Below are 13,874 nucleotides of genomic sequence, written 5' to 3'. Positions count from 1 at the left end.
GGGTTTACCGTCCCGTTCCCGCGTGGACGACGGCCTCTTCTTCGCCGCCCAGGTCGAATGCGTTGTGGATCGCGCGGACCGCGTTGTCGAGGTCGGCGTCGTCGACGAGCACCGAGATCCGGATCTCGGAGGTGGAGATCAGGTCGATGTTGATGCCGGCCTCGGCGAGCGCCTCGCAGAAGGTGGCGGTGACGCCGGGGTGGCTCTTCATGCCGGCACCGACGAGCGACACCTTGCCGATGCTGTCGTCGGAGAGGATCTCGGAGAACCCGATCTCGCCCTGCAGCGCGGTCAGCTTCTCCACCGCCGCCGGCAGATCGGTCTGCGGCAGCGTGAAGGTGATGTCGGTCTTGCCGGTCTCCACCTTGGAGATGTTCTGCAGCACCATGTCGATGTTGATCTCTGCCTCGGCGACCGCACGGAAGACCTTGGCCGCGTATCCCGGCACGTCGGGCAGTCCGACGACGGTGACCTTGGCCTCGGAGCGGTCGTGCGCGACGCCGGTGAGGATGGCTTCTTCCACGGGGATGTCCTCCATCGATCCGGACACCATGGTGCCGGGCTTGGTGGTGTACGAGGAACGGACGTGCACGGGCACGTTGTAGCGGCGGGCGTACTCGACGCACCGCAGCATCAGCACCTTCGCGCCGCACGCCGCCATCTCCAGCATCTCCTCGAAGGAGACGGTGTCGAGGCGCTGCGCATCGGAGACGATCCGCGGGTCGGCGGTGTAGATGCCGTCGACGTCGGTGTAGATCTCGCACACGTCGGCCTTCAGGGCCGCGGCGAGCGCGACGGCGGTGGTGTCGGAGCCGCCCCGACCGAGGGTGGTGACGTCCTTGCTGTCCTGGCTGACGCCCTGGAAGCCGGCGACCAGCACGATCGAGCCGCGGTCGAGGGCGTCGCGGACCCGGCCGGGCGTGACGTCGATGATCTTGGCGTTGCCGTGCGCACCGGTGGTGATGACGCCGGCCTGCGAACCGGTGAAGGAGCGCGCCTCCTCGCCGAGGCCGTGGATGGCCATCGCGACCAGGGAGTTGGAGATGCGCTCACCGGAGGTCAGCAGCATGTCCATCTCGCGCGCCGGCGGGGTGTCGCACACCTGCTGCGCGAGGTCGAGCAGCTCGTCGGTGGTGTCACCCATCGCGGAGACCACGACGACGACGTCGTTGCCGGCACGCTTGGTCTCGACGATCCGTTCGGCGACACGTCGGATGCGCTCGGCGGATGCCACCGAGGATCCGCCGTACTTCTGTACGACGAGCGCCACGCCAATCAACCTCCGGATCTGGGGTCAGGTTTCGAAGTCCGAGGGTCAAGCTTACCGACGGTGCCCGCAGCTCCCGCACGCAGCCGGGTGACACATCGGCGGGCTGCGGCGGCAGGGCTCCGCTGTCACGATGAATCCATGGACTTCACTCGACGGCTACGGGTCCAGGAGGTGCAGGAGCGGGCCTCCGTTTCACCGCTGGAACTGTTCTTCGACCTGGTCTTCGTGTTCGCGCTGACCCGGGTCACCGACCTGATGGCGGACGATCCGAGCGGCGTGAACGTGCTCCACGCGATGCTGGTGCTCGGCGTGCTGTGGTGGAGCTGGGTCGGGTACTCGTGGCTGTGGAACCTGGTCCGCGCGGACGAGGGTGCCTCCCGCGTGGTGCTGTTCGCGGCGATGGGGGCGGTGTTCGTTCTCGCGCTGACCATCCCCGAGGCGTTCGACGACATGTCCGGCGGACTCGACGGCCCGGTGATCTTCGCGCTCGGCTACTTCGTGGTGCGGTTGCTGCACCTGGTGATGTTCTTCGTGCTCAGCGCCGACGATCCGCAGCTGCGCGGTCAGGTGCTCCGGTTCGCGCCGAGCATGGCCGTGGGGACCGTGTGCCTGCTGGTCGCCTCCCAGCTGACCGGCCCGGCACAGACCGCGATGTGGTTCGCCGCTCTGGCCGGGGACTACCTGGGCACCCTCGTCGGCGGGGCCGACTGGCGGCTGCGGTCGGTGAGCCACTTCGCGGAGCGGCACGGGCTGATCGTCATCATCGCGCTGGGCGAGTCGATCACCTCGATCGGCATCGGGGTGGCCGCGCTGCCGATCTCGTGGGCGATCATCGTCGGGTCGCTGCTCGGCCTCGCGGTCGCCGCGCTGATGTGGTGGGCGTACTTCGACGTGACGTCGCTGGCCGTCGAGCGCGCCTTCGAGGCCGCGGGCGGCACCCGACTGATCAGGATCGCCCAGCACTGCTACACGTACGCGCACCTGCCGATGGTGGCCGGCATCGTGCTGATGTCCCTGGGCTTGAAGAAGGTGCTGTCCTACGCGACGGACGGCAACGCCCACCGGCTCACCGACCCGTTGACCGGCTGGCCACTGGTGGCGCTGCTCGCCGGCGCCGCGCTGTACCTGCTGGCGCTGGTCTACTTCAAGGCGTACCCGACCGGCTCGGTCAGCTGGCCGCGCGTGGTGACCGCGGCCCTGCTGCTGGCGGCGATCCCGGTCCTCTGGCACACCCCGGCGCTGGTGACGCTCACGGCGCTTGCCGCCGGGCTCGCCGCGATGACCGGCTACGACACGTGGCGGTACGCCGAGCGTCGGGACCGGATCCGGCACGGCGACCACGAACGCTGAACCGTGTCGGGCCCGTCCGACACACTGGGCGCGTGAGAGTCGTGCTGGCACCGGGACCCGAGCGGGTGGTCGCGATCCGCACCGGCGACGACGGCACCGTCACCGGCTCCCCGGTGGAGTTCCCCGACGCGGCGGCCGCGGTCCGGGCGTTCGAGTCCGAACATCCGCGGTGGGTGTGGCCCGACACCGCCGCCGTGTACCCGCAGATCCTGCGGACCGGGCTGCGGGTCGACCGCTGCCACGACCTCGCCCTCACCCGGGCCCTGCTCAGCGTGCGGGCCGGGAAGCCCGCCCCGGCGCAGGCGCTCCCACCGGACGCGCGCCCGGCACTGTTCGACACCACCCCGGCCGCCGACCCGGCGACCGTGATCGGCGAGCACACCGCCCAGCTGCGCACGATCGGCTCGGATCCGCGCCTGCGGCTGCTTGTCGCCGCCGAGTCCGCGGGTGCGCTGGCCGCGGCGGAGATGGGCCACGTCGGGATGCCGTTCTCGGCGACCGAGCACCGCCGCCTGCTCGAGTCGGCCCTCGGGCCGCGGGTGCCGCCGGACGCGCTGCCGCACCGGCTTCGGGACCTGGCCGACGAGGTCGGTGCCGCGTTCGGCCGCCGCGTCAATCCCGCGTCCCAGCCGGAGGTGGTGGCGGCGTTCGCGCGCGACGGCATCGAACTGCCCTCGACGCGGGCGTGGCTGCTCCGCGACATCGACCATCCCGCGGTCGAGCCGCTGCTCCGCTACCGAGACCTGGCCAAACTGCACTCCGCGAACGGCTGGGCGTGGCTCGACACCTGGGTGCGCGACGACCGGTTCCGGCCGGTGTACGTGCCCGGAGGGGTGGTGTCGGGACGGTGGGCCAGCCGGGGCGGTGGCGCGCTCCAGATCCCGAAACCGGTGCGCGCGAGCGTGATCGCCGACCCGGGCCACACCTTCGTGATCGCGGACGCCGGCCAGCTCGAGCCCCGCATCCTGGCCGCGATGTCCGGGGACCCGCTGATGGTCGCGGCCGCGGGCGCCGACGACCTGTACGCCCCGGTCGCCGCGGAGGTGTTCGACGGCGACCGTGCACAGGCGAAGGTCGCGATCCTCGGAGTCCTCTACGGCGCCACGGCCGGCGAGGCCCGCTACCTGCTCACCTTGCTGCGCAAGCGATTTCCGGTCGCGGTCCGGTACGTGGAGGAGGCAGCGCGGGCCGGGGAACGCGGCGAGGTGGTGCACTCCTGGCTGGGCCGGGCCTGCCCGCCGCCGGACGACCGCTGGTGGTCACACGGCGACCCGCGTGCGCGGGGCCGGTTCACCCGCAACTTCGTGGTGCAGGCCACGGCCGCGGAGTGGGCGCTGTGTCTGCTCGCCGACCTGCGCCTGCGACTCGCCGGCGACGTCGACGCCGAGCTCGTGTTCTTCCAGCACGACGAGGTGGTCGTGCACTGCCGCGATCCGCACACCGCGACCCGGCACGTCCTCGACGCGACCGCGGCCGCGACACGACTGCTGTTCGGCGACACCGCCGTTCGCTTCCCGATGGACGTCGCGGTCCGGGACTGTTACGCGGACCCCGACGAGGTCACGGGACCGCCCCCTGCCTCCGGATCGCCCGCGGCGTCGACCCGGTGAGGTCGCGGACCGCACGACCGAACTGGGTCGGTCCGACGAATCCGCTGCGCACCGCGACCTGGCCGACGGTCAGGTCCGTGTGGTCGGGGTCGGTCAGCATCTCGAGGCCGCGGCTGATCCGACGCCGCCGGATCAGCTCGTACACCGAGTGCGGTTCCGACTCGAACAACTTGTGCAGGTAGCGGGGACTGACGTTCATCGCGGCCGCGACCCGGGCCACCGTGAGTGTCGGGTCGGTGAAGTTGTTCTCCACGAATTCCAGTGCACGGGCTCGATTTCGGGATCGGACGGCGTCGGCCTCGCCACTGCTCCCCTGGGCCTGCCGGATCACGGCGACACACAGGTCCACGACGGCGTGTTCGAGGAGCGCCACCTCCGCGGAGGCGCCCGGGCGCAGGTCGGCCTCGGCGAACTGCTCGAGCACGGCGCCGAGGATCGACGTGAGCGGCTCGGCGGGCACGACCGCACCGGCGAGCGCGCGGACGTCGACCGAGCGCGCCGCGAGTATCGCGTGTGGGACATAGGCGAAGACGTAGTCACCCCGCCCGGACAGCGAGACGGTGAACGGCGCGGCGAAGTTGACGAAGGCGGCCTCGCCCACCTCCACCCGCCGCCGGGCCCGCTGCTGCTCGACCTCGGCACCACCGGATCGCACCACGAACACGGACAGGTGGCCGCAGTGGCCGTCCCCGAGCCACCGCGGTGTCCGGACCACCGAAACCGCCGACGTCCGTAACCGACTCACGCGAACGGACCCCACATCCGTCGCCCGCATCACGGCCCGGAACCGGCTCGGGCGTTCCGCCCCGACCTCCGCGGCGATGGACAACGCCGCCAGCCCCTCCGGCCCGGCCAACCGCACGCCGCCCTGAAACCGCTGCGTCAGCTCCGCCGTCGGCGGCAACGAGCTCCCCTGCATGTTCCACCCCAGCCACTCGAATGCGAGGACACCGCGGTGCACCTTATGCGCGCCGGCCCTCCCGCGGAAGGGGTGTCACCACACCGGTGCGGTGACACCACCTCCGCCGGTGACCAGCCCCCGCAGGGCGGCGGCCAGTCCGCGCACGTCCGCGAACCGGTCCGCGGACGGCAGGGCGCCCGGAAAGGCCAGGTACAGCTCGCCCCGCGCGCCGATGCGCAGGCGGTCCGGGGTCTCGAGACCGAGAACGTCACCGGCGCGGTGCGCGACCCGCATTGCCTCCGTGAGCGGTCGTGCCGCGCGCGCCGCCTCCGACCGGGACGACAGCACCGACGCCGCCGCCGCCAGCGAGCAGCTGGACTGCCACTCGGCGACCACGACACCCCCGGCGCCGGTGTCGACCATGTCCACGATGCGGGCCAGCGCGGGCGAGTGGACGCCGAACATCCAGACGGTGCGCGCGAACACCTCGTCGACGTCGACGAGGCCCCGGACGTGGCCGTCGAGGACGGTCAAACCGACGTCGTGGCCGGTGACGACGTCGCGGCCGTGCCAGAACTCCATCGCCGGGGTCCCCCCGCAGCAGTGCAGCAGACGGTAGCGACCCGCTCCGAACGTGCCGCCGGGGACGTGCCCGGCAGCCGACCGTCCCGCGGGCGGACAGGGGTGGGTGGGCTGGGCAGCCACCACAGCGGTGAACCGTTCGGTGTCAGAGTGCATGCACCGACGTCCAGCCGCTCGACCGTGTGTCAACGCAGAGCATTCGTGCATCCTCACACAGCCCGCCGGCGACGCAACCCCGTGCGCCGGCCGCCGCAGCGGTCGGCGCACGGGGTTCGCCGCCGGCGCCGGGGGACACCTTGCAGGTAGTCACCTCGAGCCGCCCCTGCGCCGCCGTCGCCACGTCGCGATTCATCGAATCCCCGTGCGCGAATTGTTCCGTCCCTCCGGCTCACAACAGCGCTGTGAGCCCGCGGACCGTGAACAGCAACCCGAAACCGAGGAATACCCCGACGCCGAGTTCCTTGTTGCGGTGGACCATCCACTCCTTCGCGGCGTCCAGCCCTCGCTTGGCGCGGACACCGAGCAGCAGGTACGCACCCGTCGGGACGAGGAAGTCGACCATCGCGGACAGCAGCAGCAACGCGGTGCCGGCCAGCGCCTGGGGCCACGTCGAGCCGTAGCCGGCGATGATGCTCATGCCGGAGAGCATGATGAAGAGGTTCGGGTTGACGTTCGCGAGCAGCAGGCCGAGCACGAAAGCCGTACGCGGTGTGGCTTCCTCGAGCTCCACCATCCATTTCGGTTTCGCCGCGGAGAGCTTCTTGCGCTGCAGGAGTTGTGCCGCGCCGACCAGAAGGAACAGGACACCGACGATCAGGCCGATCCAGTGGGAGACGGCCTGCGACGTGGCCGACGGGTCGCCGGCGCCACCGAGCAGCGCGGCGGTGCCGATGGCGGTGTACACGAACAGAAATGCCCCGGCGAAGCTCAACGCGTTGCGAATCGGGTTGCCCGACTGCAGCAGCAGGATGCAGCCGGCGACGGCCGCCGGGGTGACGATCAGGCCGATCATCTCGGGGACCAGCAGCCCGATCAGCTCACCCATGTTCTCCTCCGTTCCCGCGTGGATCGTGCCCGCCGCCCCGGACGGTAGCGGCGGCGCCTGCGCAGCGAATCACCCGCGGAGGATGACCGCCACGGGCCACACTCCGGCATGCGTGCTGCATCGGCCCGGCCCAGGAAACCCACTGCGCCGCAACGGCCATCGACGTCCGAGAAACCCTCGGGTGGTCGCGGCGAGGGTCGTGTGGGCCGGCGGGCGTCCCGGACTCGCGGCCATGCCGGTGGCGTGCGAAAGCCGGCCCGCCGGGGGCCGTGCGCCGCTCAGCCGACCTTGACGATCGGCGGGATCTCGTAGCTGCCGTCGAAGACCGCCGGCCGCGGGCTGTACATGCGCAGCATCGGCCGGAAGCCGTCCGCCGGGGCCGGGAGCCAGTTGGCCCGCGCGGTCGGGTCGGCGGGTTCGGTGGCGCTCAGCGTGATCGTGAGCGAACCGTCGTCGCCGTGCACGAGACCCGGGGTGCGGTCGCCGATCGAGTACCGGCCGATCGGGTTGTCCACCAGGTAGAAGTTCGGCAGGTTGTACATCGTGATCGACCAGAACGCGTCCACCGGGGGAGCCTGCGTGAACGTGAGTGTGTAGGTGTTGGCGCCGGTCAGCTCGTCGCCGGCCGAGTCGACGTAGACGGGTGCGTAGGCGGCCTCGTAGCCGTGATTGCCCCACAGCCCGGCCATCGCCGCTGCGGCGCGCTGCCCGATCGCCCGCGCGCGGTCCGCGATCCGCCATTCCGGCGCGTCGATCGTGCCGATCTCGAGGAAGTCGTCGTTGTAGTCGAAGATGTGGAACGGCTGTTGCCAGCCGTTGACGGTCGCGTCGCCCGCACCGGATTTCAGGGCGGCCACCAGACCGTCGTGCCCGGTCTTCGCGCCGGCGGTGAGCGCGGCGACCAGGTCGGGGTCGGGCTGGGCGTACGGCGACGGCCCGGACCCGAGCAGCCCCAGAGACGCGAACGCCTGCTGCAGCGGAAGATCCTGGGCTGCCGGCGGATACGCCTGCGAGTACACCCGCAGCTTCTCCCAGAAGGCCAGCTCCTCCGGCACGGTCGGGTCCGGGGTGGGCAGCCCGGGCGGCGCGGCCTGCTCCCCGACCGGAGTGAGCGTGAGCTGCCGCTGCAGCGCGCCGACCCTCGGCAGATCACCCTCACCGTCACAGGCCCACCGGCCGACGATCGAGGCGATCACGGTCGGGAAGGAGATCCGCGTCGCGCCCGCCGGTACGTCCCCGCTCCAGCCGGGCGGGGTGAGCAGGTAGCGGCCGGCCGCGGTACCGGTGGCCCGCTTGCCGATGTAGGCGAAGTTGTCGGTCCAGGCGTCCACGAACTGGAGCACGTAGTAGGCGCCGCCGGTGTCGGGCACCTCCAACAGCAGCGGCCCCTCCGACAGGTCCACCTGACCGATCGAGTACACGGTGTCGTTGTTGATCGAGACGAAGGTGTCCCGCGGCCCGGCCAGGGTGCCGGCATGACTGAACCGGTTGAACGGCGCCGCGGCATTCGCCCCGACCCCGGTGGTCACGTAGCGCCGCACCTGGTCCAGATTGAACACGAGCGGAAACCCGTAGACGTACGCCTTCACGGCCGGTTCCTGCAGTTCGGTTCCCACTGTGTCTCCTCGTCGACTGTTCCGTCTGTATGCCATCAGGTTTCGGCGTGGACCGAATCACCCGATCCGGATGATTCGGCACTGGTCGGCACTCACCGGGCGGCCTCGATCGCCCGGACCGCGTCGTCGACCCGGTCGTGGTACCGGTCCGCACCGTGCTCGTGCCACCACGGGGTCGCCAGCAGCTTCGGCATCTCCGAGGCGGGCAGGTCGGCGACGTGGAGGGTGACGCCGGCGTCGTCCAATTCCCGCACCAGATCGCGGATCTGGTCGATCACCGTGGTCGTCACCAGGTACGCCCGCGAGACGTCGAGGACGACCGCACCGGGCGGAGAGATCTCCTCCGACCCCTCACCAACGCCGGCGCGCCTCTCGATCGCCGTGACGGTGGCGCGCACGCTCGCGGTGTACAGCGCCGAGTTGACCCGGAGCACGAGCGGATCCGCCGGATCGGTCGGGGCCTCCTCCGGGCCGGGGCGCCACTCGCCGCGACCATCGCGTTGCAGCTGAACGACGTGCGGACGATTCAGCTCCCGCAGCACCAGGTACAGCGTCAGCACAACACCCACCGCGACTGCGGGCAACAGTCCGGCGACCAACCCGACCAACGCCGTGCTCAGCGCGATCCAGAACTCGAGCCGGTTGACCCGCCAGTACCGCCGGAACGAGCCGAAATCCAGTAGACCCAGCGTCGCCACCACGACCATCGCACCGAGGGTGGCCTGTGGAAGATCGTCGAGTATCGGGGCCAGGAACAGCGCCACCGCCACCGCGAGCACCACTGTCACCAGGCCGGCCGCCTGAGTGCGACCACCGGCCCGCAACGCGACCGCGGTCTGCGAGAACCCACCCGCCGGCGGCAGTGTGTGGAAGAACGAACCGGCCACCGCGGACACACCGTTGGCGAGCAGTTCCTGATCGGCGTCGATCTGCGGCTCGCCGGCCCGGCGCACCCCACGACCCACGGACACCGTCTCGAGGAACGCCATGACCGCGATCGCGAGCGCGCCGGGCAGCAGGGCCCCGATGTCGTGCAGGCGCGGAATGCCCGGCAGCGGAATACCCTGCGGCACCGGGTCGATCAGGGCGACGCCGTGATCGTCGAGACCGGCGAAGGCGACCAGCGCGATGCCGAGGGCGACCACGACGAGCGCCCCGGGGACCCGGGGCACGAGTCGCTGCATCGCGTAGAGCGCCGCGATCGAGCCCACCGCGAGTGCAACGGTGGCCGGGACCGCGTCACCGAGCTGCCGGACCGCGGACCACAGGACCGGGACGAATCCGGTTGCCCCGGGATCGGCCGGCACCCCGAGAAGCTTGGGCAGCTGGCCGGCCGCCACCGTCAGCCCGACCCCCGCCTTGATCCCGGAGAGTGTTGCCTCGCTGATGTTCTCGATGATCGAGCCGAGCCGGAACACCCGCGCGAGCAGGAGCAGCACACCGACCAGCAACGTCAGTGTCATCAGCGACGTCACCGCGTCGTCCGACCCCGCCGCGATCCCGGCGCCGATCAGGGTCGACGCGGTCAGGGTGGCGATCGTGGAGGTGGTGCTGACGCTGGCGGTGCGGGAGCCGCCGAGGAGCGCGTACACGGCCATCGGCACCATGCAGGTGTACAGGCCGATCTGCACCGGCATGTCGGCGATCGTCGCGTACGCCATCGCCTGCGGGATCACGACCGCACCGGCGCTGAGACCGGCGACGACATCGGCCCGCAGCCAGGACTTCCGGTAGCCGACCAGTGTCGGCGCGAGCACCGATGCCTTCGCGGATCCCGCGCCTGCTCGCCACGACGGCAACGGGGTCGATGCCATGAGTCCCTCCCGATTCGAACGGTCGTCCCAGCGAACCACCGTCGTGCGCCGGGCCGGATCACCCACGCCGGGTGATCCGCGGCCGTCGGCGCTCGCGAACCATCCGGTCATGGTCACCGACACCCCCGCCCCCGCCCCCGCCCCGACCGCACGGCAGCTCGCCGCGCTCGCCGTGCCCGCGGTCGCGGTCGGAGTGCTGTGTGCCCTGACCCTCCTCGCCCTCAGCGTGCTGGCGGACCGGCTGCAGCGCCTGCTGTGGACGACCCTGCCGGACTGGGCCGGCGTCGCGGACGGTTCCCGGTTGTGGACGTTCGGCATGCTCACCGCGGTCGGCTTCGTCGTGGGCGTGATCGTGTGGAAGGTGCCCGGGCACGCCGGGCCGGACCCCGCGACGACCGGCCTGGTCTCGACTCCGCTGACGCTGCCGGTGCTGCCCGGCCTGGCCCTGACGATCCTCGTCGGCCTGGCGGGTGGGGTGAGCCTCGGCCCGGAGAACCCGATCATCGCGATCAACACCGCCCTGACCGTGTGGCTCGTGGGCCGGATGTGGAAGAAGGTTCCGGTCGAGGTCGCGATCATGATCGCCGCCGCGGCCACGATCGGCGCGATGTTCGGGACCCCGGTCGCGGCCGCGCTCGTGTTCACCGAAGTCGTTGCCGCGCAAGGCGACCGCCAGTTGTGGAGCACACTGTTCGCGCCACTGGTCGCGGCCGGCGCGGGGGCACTGACGATGGTGTTCTTCGCCAGCCCGGCGCTGGCGGTGCAGGTCCCCGCCTACGACGATCCGAGACTGCTGGACCTCGTCACCGGATCCGCCGTGGCGCTGATCGCGGCGCTGCTGTGCCTGGTCGCGGTCTACGCCTTCCCGGTCGTGCACCGTGCGTTCCACTGGCTGCGCAACCCGGTGCTCGCGATCACCGCGGGCGGCATGGTTCTCGGCCTGCTCGGCGCGCTCGGCGGCGAGCTGACCCTGTTCAAGGGCCTCGACGAGATGAAGGAGCTCACCGCATCCGCCGGCGACAAGACGACCGGCGAGCTCGCCCTCATCACGGTGGTCAAACTCCTCGCCCTGCTCGTCGCGGCCGGCTGCGGATTCCGCGGCGGCCGCATCTTCCCCGCCGTGTTCATCGGCGTCGGTGTCGGACTGACCGCGCACGGCGCGCTGCCCGACATCCCCCTCGCGGTCGCGGTCGCCTCCGGCGTGCTCGGCGCCGTCCTCGTCGTCGCCCGGAACGGCTGGCTGGCGCTGTTCATGGGCGTGACCACCGTCGCGGACATCGAGGTTCTTCCGGTGCTGTGCATCGTGGTCCTGCCCGTGTGGCTGCTCGTCGCGCGGCGGCCCGAGATGCTCATCCACACCGAACCGGAAGCCGTGCCGAAGGCGGGGGCGGGGGCGGCCGCATGAGCACCGAACTGCTCGCCGCCGGCCCGACCCCCATGTCGGTCGGGTTCGCCCATTCGTGTTCACCGCCCTTCTCACCGGAGCGGTCTGGTTGCTCTCAACACCTTCCATCCGAACAACTGGATCTCGGCTCCGGCCGCGGTGGCGGTCGGCCTCACGTTCCGGATGGCGGCGCTGTACCGCGCCTGGGAGGAGCCGCTGGAGAAGGAGCCGCAGGGCGCGTACATCCACGAGGACGGCCGCCCGCTGCTCGGGCGCAAACTGCACCGCAAGTCCGAACGCGAACTCGAACTGCCCGGCCTGATCCGGCCGCGACGCGAGTGCGAGAGCTGATCCGTGCCGCCGGTCCCGACCGGTGACCTCGTGCCCCGACACGCGAACCTTGCTTCCGGCCGGATCGCCACGAGCGGTCGCGGTGGTGGCCGACCCCTCTGCGGGACCGATGCATTCGTCCGGCCGACGAGACCCTCCGCACACCGGGAGGTCCGCATCCCCCGGGGCGGTCGGGGATGCGGGCTCGTCACTCCGCGGATCCGGCGGGGCCCGGACTGTCGGCCAGCGCCTCGTCCACGGTCGGGAACACGGTCAGATGCACACCGTCATGGGCGGTGTCCTCCAGGACGTCCCGCACCTGCCCGATGTCGTGGGCGATACGCAACTCGATCCCCCTGCGCCGCAATGCGTCCTGTAGCTCCTCGAGCATCTGGGCGGCACTGACGTCGATGAACGGCATCGTCTCGGCATCGAGCACCACGACCCGCGTGCCGTCGGTGCACAACGCTTCGACGCGCTCCTTGACGTGATCGGCGTTCGCGAAGAAGAGACCGCCCTCGACCCGGACGACCACGCTGTCGCCGCGCACCTCCGCGTGCGGGTGCCGGTCGGTGTCCACCCACATCGCCTTCTCCTGCCCCAGAACCGCGACGTTCGGGCGGGAGGATCGGTACAGCAGCAACAACATCGACACGCCGATGCCGATGACCAGTCCGGGCAGGGTGTCGAACACCAGCACGCCGAGCATCGCGGCGATCGCGGCGGTGAAGTCGGCGCGCGCCGCGAACCCGTAGATGCTGCCGAGCCGGTGCGACCAGACCCCGTACAGCCGGCGCAGGGAGGCGATGTCGACCAGCTCGATCACCGCGGCGATCACGACCGCGGCCAGGGTGGCCTCCGGCAGCTGCTCGAACAGGCCGGTCAGGAACAGCAGCGTGACGATCGTCAGCACAGCCACGACGAGGCCGCTCAGCTGGGACTTCGCTCCTGCGGTGCCGTTGACGGCGGTCTTGGACAGGCTGCCGTTGACGACCATGCCCGAGCTCAGCCCGGCGCCGAGGTTCGCGGCGCCGAGGCCGAGCAGTTCCCGGTTGGCGTCGACCTCGTATCCGGCCTTGGCGGCATAGGTTTTCGCCGCCCCGAGCCCCTCCGCGAATCCGATCAGCAGCACACCGAACGCGGGCCCGGCCAGGTCGTAGTAGTCGCGCCAGGTGCGACCTTGCGGCAACCCGATCGACGGCAACCCGGCGTCGATGTGCCCGACGATGTCCACGCCGTGCTCGTCGAGCGAGAACACGCTCACCGCGACGATGCTGAGCAGCACGACCACCAGGGACCCGGGGACCAGCGGTAGCCACCGCTTCAGGAGCAGCACCGACACCAGACTGGCGGCGCCGACCGCGAAGGTCGTCCACTGGATGTCGCCGAGGTGGCGGATCACCCCCCACGCCTGCTCGAAGAAGTCGCCGTCGGCCTTCGGGACACCGAACAGCTTGGGCACCTGCCCGACGACGATGGTCAGCGCGAGACCGACGATGAAGCCCTTGAGCACGGGCTCGGAGATGAACGCCGCGGCGAATCCCAGTCGGCACAGGCCCGCCAGCAGTCCGGCGACACCGGTCATGATCGCGAGGACCGCGGTCAGCGTCAGGTAGTGCCCGCCGTCGGCTCCGGCGACCGGTGCGATGATCGCGGCCGACAGCGCGGCCGTCGCCGACATCGGACCGACGACCAGGTGCCGGGAGCTGCCCGCCGCCGCGTACAGCACGAGGGCCGGGACCGCGGCGTAGAGACCGACGACCGGGGCGACGCCCGCGATCGTGGCGTAGGCCAGCGACTCGGGCACCAGCACCGCCCACACGGTCAGGCCGGCGATGACGTCCGGCCGCAGCCAGCTCCGGTCGTACCCCTGCAATGAGGCGAACAACCACCAGTTCCTGCGCACCGTCGCCCGGGTGGCACCGCGATCCATTCACATCACCCCGTCTTCGCGAGAGATCACCGCGTCCGA

General features: G+C 71.1%; 11 protein-coding genes. 4 read left to right on the top strand and 7 right to left on the bottom strand.

Annotated elements, in window-relative coordinates; all coding sequences use genetic code 11:
• Nucleotides 1-4 precede the first annotated feature (4 nt).
• Complete coding sequence (locus ABD951_RS15150; RefSeq protein ID WP_345346249.1) at nt 5-1,270, bottom strand: aspartate kinase; 1,266 nt, start codon at nt 1,268-1,270, stop codon at nt 5-7.
• 138 nt (nt 1,271-1,408) lie between these two features.
• Here ABD951_RS15150 and ABD951_RS15145 point away from each other — a divergent pair, with 138 nt between their 5' ends.
• Both ABD951_RS15145 and ABD951_RS15140 read left to right on the top strand, forming a co-directional pair.
• A complete protein-coding gene (locus tag ABD951_RS15145; RefSeq protein WP_345346246.1) occupies nt 1,409-2,620 on the top strand; it encodes a low temperature requirement protein A in 1,212 nt (403 codons plus the stop codon).
• A gap of 32 nt (nt 2,621-2,652) precedes the next feature.
• Nucleotides 2,653-4,230, top strand: a complete 1,578-nt coding sequence (locus ABD951_RS15140) for a bifunctional 3'-5' exonuclease/DNA polymerase (protein WP_425569860.1) — start codon at nt 2,653-2,655, stop codon at nt 4,228-4,230.
• On the opposite strand, the gene ABD951_RS15135 is transcribed toward ABD951_RS15140, so the two are convergent.
• From ABD951_RS15135 to ABD951_RS15115, 5 genes are all read right to left on the bottom strand, one after another.
• The gene (locus ABD951_RS15135) at nt 4,181-5,149 is read right to left on the bottom strand and encodes a helix-turn-helix domain-containing protein (RefSeq protein WP_345346243.1); all 969 of its coding nucleotides are present in this window, start codon (nt 5,147-5,149) and stop codon (nt 4,181-4,183) included. The two genes, ABD951_RS15140 and ABD951_RS15135, sit on opposite strands and share 50 nt — an antisense overlap.
• A 75-nt stretch (nt 5,150-5,224) precedes the next feature.
• A complete protein-coding gene (locus ABD951_RS15130; RefSeq protein ID WP_345346240.1) occupies nt 5,225-5,869 on the bottom strand; it encodes a protein kinase family protein in 645 nt (214 codons plus the stop codon).
• Nucleotides 5,870-6,101: 232 nt separating this feature from the next.
• On the bottom strand, nt 6,102-6,758 hold the full coding sequence (locus tag ABD951_RS15125) for a GAP family protein (protein WP_345346237.1): 657 nt from the start codon (nt 6,756-6,758) through the stop codon (nt 6,102-6,104).
• 278 nt (nt 6,759-7,036) lie between these two features.
• Complete coding sequence (locus ABD951_RS15120) at nt 7,037-8,374, bottom strand: DUF1254 domain-containing protein (RefSeq protein ID WP_345346234.1); 1,338 nt, start codon at nt 8,372-8,374, stop codon at nt 7,037-7,039.
• A gap of 92 nt (nt 8,375-8,466) precedes the next feature.
• On the bottom strand, nt 8,467-10,188 hold the full coding sequence (locus ABD951_RS15115; RefSeq protein WP_345346232.1) for a SulP family inorganic anion transporter: 1,722 nt from the start codon (nt 10,186-10,188) through the stop codon (nt 8,467-8,469).
• 109 nt (nt 10,189-10,297) lie between these two features.
• Here ABD951_RS15115 and ABD951_RS15110 point away from each other — a divergent pair, with 109 nt between their 5' ends.
• Together ABD951_RS15110 and ABD951_RS15105 are read left to right on the top strand one after the other, a co-directional pair.
• Nucleotides 10,298-11,593, top strand: coding sequence for an ion channel protein (locus tag ABD951_RS15110; protein WP_345346229.1), 1,296 nt, complete (start codon nt 10,298-10,300; stop codon nt 11,591-11,593).
• A 138-nt stretch (nt 11,594-11,731) separates the two neighbouring features.
• The gene (locus ABD951_RS15105; protein ID WP_345346226.1) at nt 11,732-11,923 is read left to right on the top strand and encodes a hypothetical protein; all 192 of its coding nucleotides are present in this window, start codon (nt 11,732-11,734) and stop codon (nt 11,921-11,923) included.
• A gap of 187 nt (nt 11,924-12,110) precedes the next feature.
• On the opposite strand, the gene ABD951_RS15100 is transcribed toward ABD951_RS15105, so the two are convergent.
• A complete protein-coding gene (locus ABD951_RS15100) occupies nt 12,111-13,835 on the bottom strand; it encodes a SulP family inorganic anion transporter (RefSeq protein ID WP_345346223.1) in 1,725 nt (574 codons plus the stop codon).
• Between the last annotated feature and the right edge of the window lie 39 nt (nt 13,836-13,874).

Source organism: Rhodococcus olei (genome assembly GCF_039540555.1).
GTDB lineage: Bacteria > Actinomycetota > Actinomycetes > Mycobacteriales > Mycobacteriaceae > Rhodococcus_G > Rhodococcus_G olei.
The sequence above is the reverse complement of the archived record's forward strand: the minus strand, read 5'-3'. Positions and strand labels throughout refer to the sequence as shown.

Excerpts from the sequence above, each read along its gene's own strand:
- ABD951_RS15125 (WP_345346237.1), bottom strand. The coding sequence starts at position 6,758 with ATGGGTGAGCTGATCGGGCTGCTGGTCCCCGAGATGATCGGCCTGATC.
- ABD951_RS15135 (WP_345346243.1), bottom strand. The coding sequence starts at position 5,149 with ATGCAGGGGAGCTCGTTGCCGCCGACGGCGGAGCTGACGCAGCGGTTT.
- ABD951_RS15110 (WP_345346229.1), top strand. The coding sequence starts at position 10,298 with ATGGTCACCGACACCCCCGCCCCCGCCCCCGCCCCGACCGCACGGCAG.
- ABD951_RS15100 (WP_345346223.1), bottom strand. The coding sequence starts at position 13,835 with ATGGATCGCGGTGCCACCCGGGCGACGGTGCGCAGGAACTGGTGGTTG.
- ABD951_RS15145 (WP_345346246.1), top strand. The coding sequence starts at position 1,409 with ATGGACTTCACTCGACGGCTACGGGTCCAGGAGGTGCAGGAGCGGGCC.
- ABD951_RS15115 (WP_345346232.1), bottom strand. The coding sequence starts at position 10,188 with ATGGCATCGACCCCGTTGCCGTCGTGGCGAGCAGGCGCGGGATCCGCG.
- ABD951_RS15130 (WP_345346240.1), bottom strand. The coding sequence starts at position 5,869 with ATGCACTCTGACACCGAACGGTTCACCGCTGTGGTGGCTGCCCAGCCC.